This window comes from Pseudomonas sp. SWRI77 (assembly GCF_014269105.1).
GTDB classification, from domain to species: domain Bacteria; phylum Pseudomonadota; class Gammaproteobacteria; order Pseudomonadales; family Pseudomonadaceae; genus Aquipseudomonas; species Aquipseudomonas capeferrum.
The window spans coordinates 67,296-82,686 of the sequence record NZ_JABWRV010000015.1; the positions used below are offsets into that span (position 1 = coordinate 67,296).

Below are 15,391 nucleotides of genomic sequence, written 5' to 3' on the forward strand. Positions count from 1 at the left end.
GAATCCTCTTTGTAAGCTTTTTCCTACACAACGTGGTGACTTTTCACCACTGTTCTCAGATTGGATCCACAGGTAATCTTTACCACATGGACGTTGCGCAGGAAGCGCAAAGGACAGATCAAGGAAGACGACGAAGGACTTCCTGCCAGGATGGCGGGGCGATACGGATGTCACAGGGAAACAGTCTGGGAAACCCCGCTTCGGCGGGGTTTTCTTTGTGCGCGTGTTTTGCAGCCGAGCACATCCTTTCAGCCGAGCACATCCAGTGGCGAGCCTCCCAGGTGGCGCGCGTCTGTCTCTTCTTCCAGCAATGTACGCAGCAGCTCGACCGACGCCTGCTGGCGCTGTGCATCGCGGAACACCAGCCCAACCTTGAGCGGCACCCGCGGCTCGCTCAATGGCTTCCACAGCAGGCCCTGGTCATCCTCGGCCGCGTCCTTGGCCCGGCCAGGCAGGATGGTGGCCAGCGCCGTGTGCGCCAGGCTGTCGAGAATCCCGGCCATGTTGTTCATTTCTGCCTGCACCTGCGGCCGACGCCCCTGGCTGGCCAACTGCGCCTGCCAGATCTGGCGAATCTGAAACTCCTCGCCCAGCATCAGCATGGGTAGCTCGGCTGCCTGACGGATCGACACCTTCTTGAAATCCTTCAATGGGTGGGTATCGGGGATGACAAGTTGCAGTTCATCTTCGTACAGCAGCAGGCCATGCAGCCCAGGTTGGCGCGGCGGCAGGTAGCTGATGCCGATGTCCAGGCTGCCATTGAGCAAACGCCGTTCGATTTCCAGCCCCGACAGCTCGTAGATCTGCACCACAAGGTGCGGCTGTGCCTTGCGCAAGCGTTCGAGCAGCTGCGGCACCAGGCTTGGCCGCACGGTCTGCAGCACGCCGATGGCCAAGGTGCGCAGGGACTGGCCCTTGAAGTTGCGCATGGCCTCATGGGCCCGTTGCAAGCCATCGAGCAACGGCAGGGCATGGTTGTACAGCGTGTGTGCGGCCAAGGTCGGCAGCAGGCGCTTGTTGCTGCGCTCGAACAGGTTCAGGTCGAGGCTGTGTTCCAGTTGGCGTATCTGTTGGGAAAGCGCTGGCTGGGACAGTGACAGACGCTCGGCGGCGCGGCCTACGTGGCCTTCTTCGTACACCGCGACGAAATAACGCAGTTGGCGGAAATCCATAAGTAACACTTATCGAAAATGCTGGAAAAACGAAATGGTCGAAAACCGTTGCGAAGCCTAGTCTATCGCCGTATTCCAGAGGGTTACAGCGGTCATTGAGCTGATTGTTACCCCAGATGAAAAACACTTTTGATAGGCAAGGCTAAATATCAAGTGCCGGCATTCAGACCGCACATAGCCGCCCTTTACCGTGATTGGTTGGAGCCCTGATGAACCTGTTCAACCTGCGCCGGTCGGCAGCCGCCGCTGTCGCCGAGCCCAAGCGTGCGCCGGTGACCGTGGCGGATGCGCCGCAGTTGTCCCGCGAGCGCCTGATGCCGAGCACCGAACGCGCGCCGCAGATGTTCGTGCGTGGTCAGGGTTCGTGGTTGTGGGACAGCGAAGGGCATGCCTACCTGGATTTCACCCAGGGTGGTGCGGTAAACAGCCTTGGCCACAGCCCCAGCGTGCTGGTCAAGGCACTGGGTAACCAGGCCCAGGCACTGATCAACCCAGGTTCCGGTTATCACAGCCGCGCGCTGCTGGCACTGGTCGAACGCCTGTGCCAGAGCACCGGCAGCGACCAGGCCTACCTGCTCAACAGCGGCGCCGAAGCCTGCGAAGGGGCGATCAAGCTGGCGCGCAAATGGGGCCAGCTACACCGTAACGGCGCCTATCACATCATCACTGCCAGCCAGGCTTGCCATGGCCGCAGCCTGGGCGCGTTGTCGGCCTCCGACCCACTGCCGTGCAATCGTTGCGAACCGGGCCTGCCGGGTTTCAGCAAGGTGCCGTTCAATGACCTGGCGGCGCTGCATGCAGCAGTGGATTCGCGCACCGTCGCGATCATGCTCGAACCGATCCAGGGCGAGGCAGGTGTTATTCCGGCCACGCAGGCGTACCTGAAGGGCGTCGAAACACTGTGCCGCGAGCTGGGCATCCTGTTGATCCTCGATGAGGTGCAGACCGGCATCGGCCGTTGTGGCGCCCTGCTCGCCGAGCAGAGCTACGGCGTGCGGGCCGACATCATCACCCTGGGCAAGGGCCTGGGTGGTGGTGTGCCGCTGGCGGCCTTGCTGGCGCGCGGTAGCGCTTGCTGCGCCGAGCCGGGTGAGCTGGAAGGCAGCCACCATGGCAACGCGCTGATGAGCGCTGCGGGCCTGGCAGTGCTCGATACCGTGCTGGAGCCTGGCTTTTTCGAGCATGTACAGGACAGCGGTCGCCACCTGCGCGATGGCCTTTGCCGCTTGGCGGGGCGATATGGCCAGGGCGAGGCGCGCGGCCAAGGCCTGCTGTGGGCCTTGCAACTGCAGGAGCGCGTCGCTCAGGACTTGGTCAAGGCTGCTCTGCATGAAGGCCTGCTGCTCAATGCCCCGCAGGCCGATGTGGTGCGCTTCTCGCCCGCGCTGACCGTGAGCAAGGGCAACATCGACGAAATGCTCCTGCGCCTGGCCCGCGCCTTTGCTCGTCTGCATGCACAGCAGCAGGCCCGCCGGGAAATGCCGGCATAACCGAATTCAACGAACCGTCTGGCGTTTCTGCGCATCGCCCTTGGCCTGTTTCATTTGGCCAGGGGCGTTTTTTTTTGCCCGGTATTGCAGGGGTGTGGAACCTCTGCGAAGCGCGGCTAGTCTTTGTTGAGACCCTTCAGGAGAGACTCGCATGGACTTCATTCGTATCATCATCGCCATCCTGCTGCCGCCACTTGGGGTGTTTCTGCAGGTGGGCTTCGGCGGGGCATTCTGGCTGAATATTCTGCTGACCCTGCTGGGGTACATTCCGGGGATCGTGCATGCGGTGTATATCATCGCCAAGCGATGAGCGCATTGGGGCCGCGTTGCGGCCCTTTTCGCGACGAAAGGCCAGATTCAGTGAGGGACCTGGCCTAACACCCGGCAATAGAACTTCCACTCCTCTTCCAGCGCATGCGCCAGGTTCTCTGCCTGGCGGAACCCGTGTCGCTCCCCCGCATAAAAGTGCCCTTCGGCTTCTATGCCATTTGCCTTCAGTGCATCGAGCATCAGGCGCGTCTGCTCCGGCACCACCACAGCATCCAGTTCACCCTGGAAGAAAATCACCGGCACCTTGATCTGCGCGGCATGCAGCAGTGGCGTGCGTGCGTGATAGCGCTCGGCATCTTGCAGTGGGTCGCCGATCAACCAGTCCAGGTAATCCCCTTCGAACTTGTGCGTGGCGCGGCTCAGGGCAATAGGGTCACTGACCCCGTAGAGGCTGGCCCCCGCTCGGAACACGTCGTGGAACGCCAGGGCGCACAGCGTGGTGTAACCGCCCGCGCTGCCACCGCGGATGAAGGCCTTGTGCGGGTCGATCAGCCCCAGCCCGGCCAGGTGCGTGACCGCTGCGCAAGCATCCTCGACATCCCGCTCGCCCCAGTGCAGGTGCAGGGCCTGGCGATAGTCCCGGCCATAGCCGGTACTGCCCCGGTAATTCAGGTCGGCGACGGCGAAGCCGCGCTGGGTCCAGTACTGGATGCGGGGGTCGAGCGCCGGGTAGCAGGCCGACGTCGGCCCGCCATGGATAAACACCACCAGGGGCGCGGGCGCCTTGGCGTGCATGGCCGGGTAGAAGAAGCCATGGGCGAGGCCGTTGCCACTGGTGTAGCGAATGGACTGCGGCATGCTGATGGCTTCGGCGGGCAGTACCTCGGCCCCCCCTGCCAGCACGCGTACCTCGTGATTGCTGCGGTCGATGGCAATGACTGCCGCCGGGCTGACGGGGGATGCGGCGATGGCATAGAGGTGCCCGTCATCCATGGCCAGGCTGCGAAAGCGCGTGTAGGCACTGGCGAAACGTTCTACCGGTTGCTCGGTGGTGCGCAGCCCCAACTGCCCAAAACCGCCCTCGAACCAACTGGCCACATAGCTTTGCGGCCCCAGGGCCAGCCAACTGCTGGCGCCAAGTTGCCAGGGCGCCGAGGCATGGTCGGCGGGTTCGGCGGGCAGGGCCTGCCAGTGCCCGTTGACTTCCCCCCAGGGCTGCCAGAAACCGTCGTGATCAGACAGGCAATACAAGCGGCCCTGCGCGTCGAAACGCGGTTGTTGCAGAGACTCGTCCTGGCCTGCCACGCAACACGCAGGCCCCCATGCGCCGCTGCTGTCGCGTTGGCGAAGTAGCAGGCGCGTGTGTGTCCAGGGTTGTGCCGGGCGGTCCCATTCGACCCAGGCCAGGCGCTGCCCATCACTGCTCACGGTGGGTGATGCGTAGAAGTCGGCGCCTTCAGCCAGCACCTCGCGCGAGCCTTCGCGCAGGGCAACCAGGCGATGCTCCACGGTTTGCCCATGGCGCTCTTCGACCGCCAGCACTTGGCCGTCGTGCCAGTGCACATCGCCGTAGCGGCACTGCTGGTCGTCGGTAAGCCGCTTGGGTACGGCGCCGTCCAGCGTCTGGGTATAGAGCTGCTGATCGTTCTCGTTGACGAAGACCAGCCCTTCACCGCCGAGGCAAAAGCTGCCCCCGCCATATTCGTAAACCCGGCTGCGCACGCTGAAACCATCCGGCGTCAGGCACTGGGCCTGGTGTTGATGCCAGTGCCAGATTCGGCAGGCACCGTCGGCCGGGCGAAACTCGTTCCAGAACAACCCGGTGGGGCCGACCTTGAGCTCGGCGAAGTCGGTACCAGCGGCGACGGCCTGGGCTGCGCTGAATTCAGCCGCGGGCGATGACACGGGAGTTTCGATCATTGCGGAAGGTCATCTCTTCAATGGCGAGTTGGGCGGTTTCTGCCTCCTCGCGGGCCTTGAGGATGATGCCGTGATCCGCCGATTTTGCGCACACCGGGTCGGCGTTGCTGGCATCGCCGGTGAGCATGAAGGCCTGGCAACGGCAGCCGCCGAAGTCCTTTTCCTTCTCGTCGCAGGAGCGGCAGGGCTCAGGCATCCATTGGTAACCGCGAAAGCGGTTGAAACCGAACGAGTCGTACCAGATGTGGTGCAGGTCGTGGTCACGCACGTTGGGGAACTGCACCGGCAGTTGGCGGGCGCCGTGGCAGGGCAGGGCGGTGCCGTCCGGGGTGATGGTGAGGAACAGGTTGCCCCAGCCATTCATGCAGGCCTTGGGGCGTTCTTCGTAGTAGTCAGGGGTGACGAAGATCAGCTTGCACGGGTTGCCTTCGGCCTTGAGCTTGTCACGGTATTCATTGGTGATGCGTTCGGCCCGCTGCAGCTGTGCGCGAGTCGGCAGCAGGCCCAGGCGGTTGAGGTGCGCCCAGCCATAGAACTGGCAAGTGGCAAGCTCGACGAAGTCGGCCTCGAGCGCGATGCACAGCTCGATGATGCGGTCGATCTTGTCGATGTTGTGCCGATGGGTAACGAAGTTGAGCACCATCGGGTAGCCGTGGGCTTTTACGGCACGGGCCATCTCCAGCTTCTGCGCGAAGGCCTTCTTCGAGCCGGCCAGCAGGTTGTTGACCTGCTCGTCGCTGGCCTGGAAGCTGATCTGGATGTGGTCCAGGCCGGCGGTCTTGAACGCGGCGATGCGCGCTTCGGTGAGGCCAATGCCCGAGGTGATCAGGTTGGTGTAGTAGCCCAGCCGGCGCGCCTCGCCGATCAGCGCGGCGAGGTCCTGGCGCACCAGCGGTTCGCCACCGGAAAAACCGATCTGCGCGGCGCCCATTTCGCGCGCCTCGGCCATCACCTTGAACCACTGCGCGGTGCTCAGCTCCTGGCCCTGGGCTGCGAAGTCCAGCGGGTTGGAGCAGTACGGGCATTGCAGCGGGCAGCGGTAGGTCAGCTCGGCCAGCAACCACAGCGGCAGGCCGACCTCGGGCGTGGCCGGCAGGTCAGGCGAGGACGATCCAGTGTTCGCCACGGGCCACCTCCATGAACTGCTCGATGTCGTCGGCCACTTCCGGGACATCCGGGAACTGCTGGGCCAGTACGGCAATGATCGCCGCGACGTCGCGTTGGCCGTCGATCAGGCCGCCGATCAGCGCGGCGCTGTCGTTGAGCTTGATCATGCCCTCGGGGTACAGCAGCACATGGCCTTTCTGGGCCGGCTCGTACTGGAAGCGGTAGCCGGGGCGCCAGTTCGGCACCTGCTTGCGATCGAAACTCATAGGGCGACCCCCTTGTGCCAGACCCGTTCCTGGGTGACCGAATGATAAGGCGGGCGGTTCAGCTCGTAGGCCATGCTCATGGCATCGAGCATGCTCCAGAGGATATCCAGCTTGAACTGCAGGATCTCCAGCATACGCTCCTGGCCCGCGCGGGTGGTGTAGTGCTGCAAGGTAATCGCCAGCCCGTGCTCGACATCACGCCGGGCCTGGCCCAGGCGGGTGCGGAAGTATTCGTAGCCGGCCGGGTCGATCCAGGGGTAGTGCTGTGGCCAGCTGTCCAGGCGCGACTGGTGGATCTGCGGGGCGAACAGCTCGGTCAGCGAGCTGCTGGCCGCCTCTTGCCAGCTGGCGCGGCGGGCAAAGTTGACGTAGGCGTCTACGGCAAAGCGCACGCCGGGCAGCACAAGCTCCTGGGAGCGCAGTTGCTCAGGGTCCAGGCCAACGGCCTGGCCAAGGCGCAGCCAGGCTTCGATACCCCCGTCTTCGCCAGGGGCGCCATCGTGGTCGAGCAGGCGCTGGATCCACTCGCGGCGCACTTCGCGGTCCGGGCAGTTGGCCAGGATCGCGGCATCCTTCATCGGGATGTTGACCTGGTAGTAGAAGCGGTTGGCTACCCAGCCCTGTATTTGCTCACGGGTGGCGCGGCCCTGGTACATCGCCACGTGATAGGGGTGATGAATGTGGTAGTAGGCGCCTTTGGCGCGCAGGGCCTGCTCGAACTCGGCAGGGGACATCGGCAATGGGTCGCTCATCAGGCCTCCTTACAACGTGATGCTCATGCCATCGAAGGCGACTTCTACGCCCCGACGCTGGACCTCGGCCCGTTCAGGCGAGTCTTCATCGAGAATCGGGTTGGTGTTGTTGATGTGGATAAGTACCTTGCGCTGGCGCGGGAAGCCATCGAGCACTTCGAGCATGCCGCCTGGCCCGTTCTGCGCCAGGTGGCCCATCTCGCGGCCGGTGCGGGTGCCGACGCCACGGCGCTGCATTTCATCGTCTTCCCACAAGGTGCCGTCGACCAGCAGGCAGTCGGCACCGTGCATCATCGCCAGCAGCTTGTCGTCGACCTGGCCAAGGCCTGGGGCGTAGAACAGCTTGCCGCCGGTGCGGGTGTCTTCGACCAGCAGGCCCAGGTTGTCGCCCGGGTGAGGGTCGAAGCGGTGCGGTGAATAGGGCGGCGCGGCGCTGCGCAGGGGGAAGGGGGTGAACCGGAGGTTGGGGCAGGCGTCGATGACGAAGCTGCCTTCCAGCTCGATGCGGTTCCACTGCAGGCCGCCGTTCCAGTGGCTGAGCATGTTGAACAGTGGGAAGCCGGTGGTCAGGTCCTGGTGGACCATGTCGGTGCACCAGACCTGATGCGGGCAGCCTTCGCGCAGGCTGAGCAGGCCGGTGGTGTGGTCGATCTGGCTGTCGAGCAAGACGATGGCATTGATGCCGGTATCGCGCAGGGCGCGGGCCGGTTGCATCGGCGCAAAGGCCTGAAGCTGGGCGCGGATATCGGGCGAGGCGTTGCACAGGACCCAGTGCTCGCCGTCGTCGGACAGTGCGATGGACGACTGGGTGCGCGCCGTGGCACGCAGGCTGCCGTCGCGATAGCCCTTGCAGTTGACGCAGTTGCAGTTCCACTGGGGGAAGCCGCCGCCGGCGGCGGAACCGAGAATCTGGATGTACATGGCCACTCTCTACCGGAAAACCGTATCCGAAAAACACAAACGCCCCGGCGGGCCGAGGCGTCGAACCGTAAGCAGAGCTTAGCGGTTGGCGAAGTACATGGTGACTTCGAAGCCGATACGCAGATCAGTGTATGCAGGTTTGGTCCACATGGGATGACTCCTTCCGAACGGGTTGGGTTGGTCAGCTACTTGTTGGGTACCGCCGGGCGCCGGAGGTTCCCTTGACTGAGATTGCGCTATCTTACAAGAAAAATTTGTACTGAAAGGTTAATTATTGGAAAAGCGCCCTTGCAGTTCACGTAACAATACGCCTTTGCTCTTCACCAAGCCGGGCCTGGTGCGGCCGCATTGGCCAGGCAGAGCCAAGGGGCGCGGTGGGCAAGAAGGCTGCCTAGCAGCACGTCCAGATCGGCCTGTTGCGTCATCAGGATAGACCGGTGCAGGTCATTCAGCCTGTCGGATTGTATCGCCATGTGTGCCTGCCATGCCCATTCGGCCACCTCGGCATTGGCCATGGCCGACTCGACGAACTGCTCGGCCAAGGCTTGCCGGGCGGTGCAGTCCAGTGTCACGCCCTGGCTTAGCAACGCATGCAGGTGGGCGAGTATTTCGGCATGGCTGGCATGGGGCGACTGCACGCCGAACAGCAGGCCATTGCAGCCTTCTATCTGACGGAAGGCGCTGAAAACGGCGTAGCCCAATTGCAGCTCCACCCGTAGGCGTTGGTACACCGGCCCTTGCAACAACTGGGCGAGCAGGCGGCCGCTGGCTTGCTGGTTGGCCGCCACCGGGCAGAACAGCAGCAGGGCGTTTTCGCTGCCGGCGAGCGCAGTGTCAACCCAGCGACGGCCCTGCCAAATGGGCAGTGGCGTCGCTGTGGCGCCCTGGCCTGGGCAGGCGCCCAGCACGGCGCCAAGGGCGGCCAATTCATCAACGCCCAGCGCCAGGCCGTGCCAGCGGGCAGTTGCCCATACCTGGTCAAGCAGTGGCTGGTCGAGTGTGCAAGGCGGCAACGGCTCGGCATTGCTGCCAAGAATGGCGTCAGGCAGTTGCTTGAGCAGGGCTCTGATCGGGATCTGCGCGGGTTCTGGGTTCGGCTGCCCTTGCCAGCTATCGTGTGAGGGCGCGTTCAGCAAGGCGAGGGCTTCATCGACGGCGCGGAGCACCGCTGAGGGTTGGCCGGCGCAACGTAGCTGCCAATACTCGCCAGCTTCGCTGAACTGCAGTTGCAACGCCGCCTGTTCGGCGCGTTCCTGCAAGGGACGCAAGGCCTGGCCCAGGATGGGAAACAGCGCACGTCGAAGAGGTGAAGGCAGGTGCCAGCGCAGGTACAGCGCCGCGTACTCGCGTGTCGGTGGCTGCGCGTCGCTGATGGCCAATGCCACGGGTAACGGTGCCTTTGCGGCGAGCGGCTCGGCCGTCAGCAGAGGGTCGGCGGCGGGTATCTGCCATTGACCAAGGCTGGCGTAAGGGAGGCTGGCAAGCAGCGCCTCCAGTGCGCGTAAAGCTTGCTTGTCGAGTGCTGAGAAAGGCTGGTCTGCGCTGTCCCGTCGTGCCAGTTCAAGCGGGCTGGCGGCCCGCTCGCGGCTGCGTTGCAGTTGGCCGAACTGGGCATTGAGGTGCTGCAGGTCGCTCTGGCGAATAAAGCCGAACCAGCCGTGCAGCAATGCGATAGCTTCGTCGACAGAGGCGTCGGTACCGAGCTGCAAGTCGATGTGCCAGAGCATCTGCCCGGCGAAAGCATACAGCGGTTCGGCTTTGACTCCCCGCAGCCAGCCGCGCTGGCGAAGCGCGTTCAGCCATCCGCCCGGGCGGCTGTCGCCTAGCAGGTCGATCAGTAAGCCAAGCGCGCGTTCGCCACCTTCGGGCAGGCCTTCATGGGCGAAGATGAACGGCTGATCGGCCGCCAGCAGCGGCGGCGGCATTGCTTGCTCGACACGCCCACCGGCCGGGAACAGGCTGCCAAATTGCCGGCCCAGGCGCTCCAGTGCATCCAAGGGTTGTGGGCCGCACAGGCTCAGGGTGACCTGCCCGCCCTGGTAGAAGCGTTGGTGAAACACCCCGAGAGCCCGTTGGAATGCGGGGTCCTGCAGGGCAAGGGTAAACCGGTTGCCGGCATGAAAGCCGCTTAATGGATGCTGCGGCGAAACCGACTGCAGCAAGGCGAACTGCTGTTGTGCCTGCGGGTTACGTGACCAGGCGATGAACTCGGCGTGAATCACCTCACGCTCTTGGCGCTGGCGCTTGATGCCAAGGTCGGGCTCGACCAGCATCTGGCACAGGCGCTCCAGCCCTCCGGCCAGCGCCGCCGGTGGGACTTCGAAGAAGAAGTCGGTGGTGCGCTCACGGGTGCTGGCGTTGACCTGGCCGCCGAGGGACTGGACGTAGCGCATCAGCCCATGCTGCTGCGCGAATGTACGGGTGCCGAGAAAGAACAGGTGTTCAAGGAAGTGGGCCAGCCCAGGCCATTGCGCCGGGGCATCGTGGCTACCCGCGTGCACCCGCAACGCGGCCGCCGCGCGCTTGAGGCGCGGGGCATGGCGCAGGGTCAGCTGCAGGCCGTTGGCGAGGGTGAGGTGGCGCGTAGCGTCAGGCATGAGGGGGTCCGGTCAGCCTTTACTCAGATGCAGCTCCTGACGCAAATCGGTCAGGTAGGGAAATGCCTTGCGCCCCTCTATCACGCGCTCATGCGCAAGCTCCGCCAGCAACTGGCATTCATCCCGCCCGGCCATGGCCAGCAGGCTGCCATCCGGGCCGATGATGCTGCTCTGCCCGCAATACTGGATTTCATCCTCGGCCCCGCAGTAGTTCGCATACACCAGGTAGCACTGGTTCTCCTGTGCGCGTGCCCGTACCGTCACCTGGCAGATGAAATCGTAGGGCGTCATGTTCGCCGTCGGCACCAGGATCAGTTCCGCGCCCGCCAGCGCCAGGCGCCGGGCGTTCTCCGGGAACTCGATGTCATAGCAGATCAGCATGCCGACTTTCCAGCCATCCAGTTCCACAACCGGGAAGTGATCGGGGCCTGCGCTGAACATCGACCGGTCAAGCTCCCCGAACAGATGCGTCTTGCGGTAGTTGCACAGGCTGCGACCCTGGGCATCGATCAGTTGCACGCTGTTATAGATCGCGCCGTCATCGCCCCGCTCCGGGTAGCCGTAGACGATCGCGATGCGATGGGCCTGGGCGATTTCCACCACATCCATGGCCGCTAGGCCATCACTGGCCTCGGCCAGGCGTTCGACCTGGGCCAGGCCGATGTTGTAGCCGGTCAGGAACATCTCCGGGCACACCAGCAGTTGAGCGCCGCGCTCAGCCGCCAGTTGGGCCTGGTGCTGCAGCCGTTGCAGGTTGCCGGGCACGTCCAGTGGGTTGGGTGCGCCTTGGAACAGAGCGATGCGCATGGCGCCTCCTTGTTTCAGTCGGCCAGCGCGATAGGGCCGATTTCATCGAACACATCGCCTGGGCCTGGGTTGTCCGGGTGGGTCTGGCCACCGAAGTGGTTCATGATACCCCACACGGCATTGAGCGAAGTCTGCACCGCGCCTTCTACCCAGGCCGGCGTCCACGACACGTCGTCACCGGCGATGAACATGCCGCGTTGTTCGGCGGGCATGTCCTGCTGCATGAAGTGCGCGTACATGCGCTGGTTGTAGCGGTAATGGCCCGGCAGCGCGCCCTTGAAGGCGCCGAGGAAGTGCGGGTCGGCCTCCCAGGAAATGGTGATCGGGTCGCCGATGATGTGCCCGGCGATATCGGTCTTCGGGTAGATTTTCTTCAAGGCGTCGAGGGCCAGTTGCACGCGCTTTTCGACCGGGTGCGGGAGCATTTTCAGCGCATCGCTCATCCACGCGTAGGACAGGCAGATCACCCCGGGTTTGTCGTCGCCGTTATCGAACAGATAGGTCCCCCGGGTGAGGCGGTCGGTGAGGGTCATGCTCATCAGGTCGCGGCCGGTTTGCGGGTCTTTGTCCTTCCAGAACGGGCGGTCGACCATGACGAAGGTTTTCGACGATTGCATGTAGCGGGTGCGGTCCAGGGCCATCCACATCTTCTGCGAGAACAGCGATTCTTCGCAGTCGATCTGGGTGGTCAGCAGCCAGGTCTGGCAGGTGGCGAGCACGGCGGCGTAATGGCGGGTATCACCCCAGTTGTCGGTGACCGCAAGCCGGCCATCGGCGGCACGGGCGATGCGTTTGACCCCGGTGCGTGGCGCACCCCCGTGTAACGAGCTGAGGCTGGTGCCTTCAGGCCAGTGGGCGCAGCGCTCTGGCGCATGCCGCCAGATACCTTGCGGCACCTGCTCCACGCCGCCCACCACCAGGTGCTGGTGATCGTCGCAGTTGGTCATCACCACGCGGAAGATTTCCAGCATCGAATTGGGGAAGTCCGAGTCCCAGCCACCGGTGCCGAAGCCCACCTGGCCGAACACCTCCCGGTGCTGGAAGCTCAGCTTGGCGAATGAGCGCGAAGTGGCGACAAAGTCGTAGAAGGTGCGGTCGTCCCACAGGGGCACCAGCGTGTTCCACAGTTCTTTGAGGCGCGGTACGTCACGGTCGCGGATCGCCTGCTGGATGTCGGCAAATTGAGCGCCGCTCTCCAGCGCGTCGGCCCAGGCGTTGGCCACTTCATGGAACAGCTCAGGCAGGTCGGCGACTTTCTCGGCGTAGTAGGTCTGGCCTTCCAGGTCGATCACCGTGCTGCCGGAGGCCGGCGTCAGCGGGTTGGGGAAGGGTTTGGTCTCCAGGCCCAGCTTGTCCACATAGTGGTAGAAGGCCGTTGAAGAAACCGGAAAGCGCATGCCGCCGAGCTCGGCGATGATTCCGTCGGTGCCGTTGAAGGCTTGCGAGCGCAACCGGCCACCGAGCTTCGAGGCCTCATAGACCACCGGTTTGAGGCCCAGCTTCATCAGCTCGTAGGCCGCCACCAGGCCGGCGATACCGGCACCCACGATCGCCACTTCTTCGCCATGCCGCTGGGCAGGGATGCTGCCCAGGCCAGCCGGGTGTTCCAGCCAGTCATCGAAGGCGAAGGGGAAGTCCGGGCCGAAGATGGTGATGGGTTTTTTGCCGTCGGCGGGGTGGCGGTTCTTGTTGTTCATGAAGTGACCTTGCCAGAGGGGCTGCGCGGAGGGCGGAGCCTGAGTATAGGAGATGCCTGGGGGTCATTTTAGGGAGCGGGGTGTTCGTAATTAAGGTGCAGAGTGTTGGAGGAATGTAGTGGTTTTAGTCGAAATGTATCCAATTAAAGTCATTGTGACGAGTCAGGTCAACGTGGCGGGAGAATCCACGGTTTAGGAGGCATTACTCGCCAGTCAGTAAGCCTGATCGCCAGCCACTTCAGAGCGGCTGCCCGCGGTCGACCTTGCTGCTCAAGATGATCGACGTAGTGGTTTTTTCCACCCCGTCGACACTGCCGATCTGGTCGAGCATCTGGTCCAGTTGTTCTGGCGAATCGGTCCGCAGCCAGGCCACATAATCGAATTCGCCACTCACCGCGCACAATTGCTGCACCTGCCCCATGGCACTCAAGCGCCGCACCACTTCCTTGCCGGAGCGGGGCTGCACCTTGATCCCGACATACGCCTGCAAACCACCCCCGATCACGTGCTGGCCAAGGCGCACGCCGTAGCCTGAGATCACCTTGTTCTTCTCCAGCCGCTCCAGGCGCGAGTTGACCGTGGTGCGCGCAATACCGAGCAGGCGGGCGAGGGTGGCAACGCTTTCGCGGGCATTGATCTGCAGCAGGGCGATCAGCTGGCGATCGATTTCATCCAGCGTGATGGGGCGGGCATCCGACATGGCAAGTCTCTACAGTGGGCCCGCTAGCCTAGCCAGCCAGTGGCCGCCAGGGCAAGGCTGCGTCGTTGGCTTTCTTTCGGCATCATGGCAGGCCGTACGCAGTGGAGCCACGCCATGAACCTCGCAAACCTGCTCGAATGCTGGCGACTGGAAGTCTCCAACAAGAAAAAGCCCGGGCGCCGTATCAGCCTGCTGTTCAACGTGCTGCGCCGCGCCCGCAAGGACAACAAGCTGCGCTTTCTCTTCGCCTTCCGCCTGGCCCAGTATCTGGATGCACGAGGCGGCCTGGCCCGGCGGCACGCCAAGCGCATGCAGCAGCGGCTTAATCTGAAGTATGCCGTGGACATCGACATCGGCGCACAGATCGCGCCCGGGCTGCGCATCGCCCACCTGCCTGGCGTGGTGATTACCCGTCACGTGAGCATCGGGCGCAATTTCTTCATTCGGCAGAATTGCTCGATTGGCATCAAGACCCTTGGGCTGCAGGCGTATGCGCTGCGCATTGGCGATAACGTCAGCTTGGGCGCCAACAGCTGCATTGTTGCCGACCGGATCAGCATTGGCGATAACGTGGTGATTGGGGCCATGTCGCTGGTGATGCGCGATATTCCGGCTGACACCACGTTCTACAACCCCCGCCAAGCAGAAATGCGCGGAACCACCCTGTAATCCTTGGTCGTTGATCTTCAGCAAACCTGCCGGCCGGTTGATCTGCGTGGACGGAATGGTGGCCGATTGATATCTTCCGCCGCCCCGCTCACTGCGATTTAACCTCACGTCATGCAAGGATTCGCGCTATGAACAAGATGACAGTCAGCCCCTGGTTGATGGTCTCACCGGATGGGCCGCTGACCTATGCTCGTGGCGGTCAGTTGGTGCATTTGCGCCAAGGTGGACTGGACGGTGCGTGTGGCCCATACAGTGTGGTGATGGCCCTGATTACCCTGGGCGTCATGGGTTATGGCGAAGCCAGGAACATGTATCTCTGGCATGGCAACAGCCGCGAAGGGCGTTTTCGTTCCGAAATACGTAGTTTGGGCGCACTGGTTTCAGAAGGCACCGACCACAAGGACATGCTGAGGCTGGTCGAGTGCTTCAGTGGTGTGGGGGTGGGCGCTGAGTACGTTACCGGCAGTAAAAAAGACATTGTTCAACAGGTCCAGGATTCAATCGACTGCATGTCTGCCCCGATTATCGGGGTGCGCTGGCCTGGTGGCAGTGGCCACTGGATGATGGTGGTCGGTTATCAGGGTTATGAAAACGAGGGTGATTTCCAGATCACTCACTTGTTATGCCTGGACCCCGGCAGCGAAACACCTCGCACAAGTTTGTGGAACGCGGTTATTGAAGTGTTCAACGAGGATGGCAGTTCTGTGGCAAGCGGCCCGCTCCCCTCCATTCATTGGGGGTATGACGGTAAACAGGAAAGCTGCCGTATCGAAGATGCAATCTTGATCTGCAAAGCCTGACCAAGTTGAAATGACAAAGCCGCGCGATGGCGCGGCTTTGTCATTGTTACAGGTTCGTATAAAAGCTGTTGCAGACGCGTTGGTTTATCCTGGCGATAGTCGGACTTATCCTTTAAGCAACGTCAAACCTCGGTATTCAGGTTGCTGACGTTGAATAATTGTTCGTTTTACAAAGTTTCGTGCCAACAGGGCCTTTCTAGCGGCCTGCCTGAATAACTGACCT

15 protein-coding genes are annotated in these 15,391 nt (G+C 63.0%); 4 read left to right on the plus strand and 11 right to left on the minus strand.

Going from position 1 to position 15,391, the window contains the following annotated elements; translation table 11 throughout:
• Window positions 1-248: 248 nt before the first annotated feature.
• Complete coding sequence (locus HU766_RS15835) at window positions 249-1,172, minus strand: LysR family transcriptional regulator (protein ID WP_033703083.1); 924 nt, start codon at window positions 1,170-1,172, stop codon at window positions 249-251.
• 209 nt (window positions 1,173-1,381) lie between these two features.
• Between HU766_RS15835 and HU766_RS15840 the strand changes: the two genes are divergently transcribed.
• Entirely contained in the window at window positions 1,382-2,662 is a 1,281-nt protein-coding gene (locus tag HU766_RS15840; RefSeq protein ID WP_186658639.1) for an aminotransferase class III-fold pyridoxal phosphate-dependent enzyme, read from the plus strand.
• A 151-nt stretch (window positions 2,663-2,813) separates the two neighbouring features.
• Window positions 2,814-2,972, plus strand: a complete 159-nt coding sequence (locus HU766_RS15845) for a YqaE/Pmp3 family membrane protein (protein ID WP_003177654.1) — start codon at window positions 2,814-2,816, stop codon at window positions 2,970-2,972.
• Between the two features lie 47 nt (window positions 2,973-3,019).
• Here the strand turns inward: HU766_RS15845 and HU766_RS15850 are convergent, their stop codons facing one another.
• The 10 genes from HU766_RS15850 to HU766_RS15895 all read right to left on the minus strand — a co-directional run bounded on the left by HU766_RS15850 (window position 3,020) and on the right by HU766_RS15895 (window position 13,699).
• Window positions 3,020-4,852 carry a S9 family peptidase gene (locus HU766_RS15850; RefSeq protein ID WP_186658642.1) on the minus strand — a complete coding sequence of 611 codons (1,833 nt, stop codon included), beginning with the start codon at window positions 4,850-4,852 and terminating at the stop codon, window positions 3,020-3,022.
• Complete coding sequence (pqqE, locus tag HU766_RS15855; RefSeq protein ID WP_189673245.1) at window positions 4,818-5,948, minus strand: pyrroloquinoline quinone biosynthesis protein PqqE; 1,131 nt, start codon at window positions 5,946-5,948, stop codon at window positions 4,818-4,820. Before pqqE ends, HU766_RS15850 begins: the two co-directional genes overlap by 35 nt.
• Window position 5,949: 1 nt before the next feature.
• Window positions 5,950-6,225 carry a pyrroloquinoline quinone biosynthesis peptide chaperone PqqD gene (pqqD, locus tag HU766_RS15860; protein ID WP_033703078.1) on the minus strand — a complete coding sequence of 92 codons (276 nt, stop codon included), beginning with the start codon at window positions 6,223-6,225 and terminating at the stop codon, window positions 5,950-5,952.
• Window positions 6,222-6,977 carry a pyrroloquinoline-quinone synthase PqqC gene (pqqC, locus tag HU766_RS15865; RefSeq protein WP_186658666.1) on the minus strand — a complete coding sequence of 252 codons (756 nt, stop codon included), beginning with the start codon at window positions 6,975-6,977 and terminating at the stop codon, window positions 6,222-6,224. Before pqqC ends, pqqD begins: the two co-directional genes overlap by 4 nt.
• Before the next feature lie 9 nt (window positions 6,978-6,986).
• Window positions 6,987-7,898 (minus strand): pyrroloquinoline quinone biosynthesis protein PqqB, encoded by a 912-nt coding sequence (pqqB, locus tag HU766_RS15870; RefSeq protein ID WP_186658671.1) that lies wholly within the window; start codon window positions 7,896-7,898, stop codon window positions 6,987-6,989.
• 78 nt (window positions 7,899-7,976) lie between these two features.
• The gene (gene pqqA, locus HU766_RS15875) at window positions 7,977-8,048 is read right to left on the minus strand and encodes a pyrroloquinoline quinone precursor peptide PqqA (protein WP_003243383.1); all 72 of its coding nucleotides are present in this window, start codon (window positions 8,046-8,048) and stop codon (window positions 7,977-7,979) included.
• A gap of 170 nt (window positions 8,049-8,218) precedes the next feature.
• On the minus strand, window positions 8,219-10,495 hold the full coding sequence (pqqF, locus tag HU766_RS15880) for a pyrroloquinoline quinone biosynthesis protein PqqF (protein WP_186658680.1): 2,277 nt from the start codon (window positions 10,493-10,495) through the stop codon (window positions 8,219-8,221).
• A gap of 12 nt (window positions 10,496-10,507) precedes the next feature.
• Window positions 10,508-11,302, minus strand: coding sequence for a carbon-nitrogen hydrolase family protein (locus HU766_RS15885; RefSeq protein ID WP_186658681.1), 795 nt, complete (start codon window positions 11,300-11,302; stop codon window positions 10,508-10,510).
• A 14-nt stretch (window positions 11,303-11,316) separates the two neighbouring features.
• The gene (locus tag HU766_RS15890; RefSeq protein ID WP_047583699.1) at window positions 11,317-12,999 is read right to left on the minus strand and encodes an NAD(P)/FAD-dependent oxidoreductase; all 1,683 of its coding nucleotides are present in this window, start codon (window positions 12,997-12,999) and stop codon (window positions 11,317-11,319) included.
• Between the two features lie 238 nt (window positions 13,000-13,237).
• Window positions 13,238-13,699 carry an Lrp/AsnC family transcriptional regulator gene (locus HU766_RS15895; protein WP_033703070.1) on the minus strand — a complete coding sequence of 154 codons (462 nt, stop codon included), beginning with the start codon at window positions 13,697-13,699 and terminating at the stop codon, window positions 13,238-13,240.
• A 114-nt stretch (window positions 13,700-13,813) separates the two neighbouring features.
• Between HU766_RS15895 and HU766_RS15900 the strand changes: the two genes are divergently transcribed.
• Together HU766_RS15900 and HU766_RS15905 are read left to right on the plus strand one after the other, a co-directional pair.
• Window positions 13,814-14,368 (plus strand): serine acetyltransferase, encoded by a 555-nt coding sequence (locus tag HU766_RS15900; RefSeq protein WP_186658684.1) that lies wholly within the window; start codon window positions 13,814-13,816, stop codon window positions 14,366-14,368.
• 128 nt (window positions 14,369-14,496) lie between these two features.
• A complete protein-coding gene (locus tag HU766_RS15905) occupies window positions 14,497-15,168 on the plus strand; it encodes a hypothetical protein (protein ID WP_033703068.1) in 672 nt (223 codons plus the stop codon).
• Window positions 15,169-15,391 lie beyond the last annotated feature (223 nt).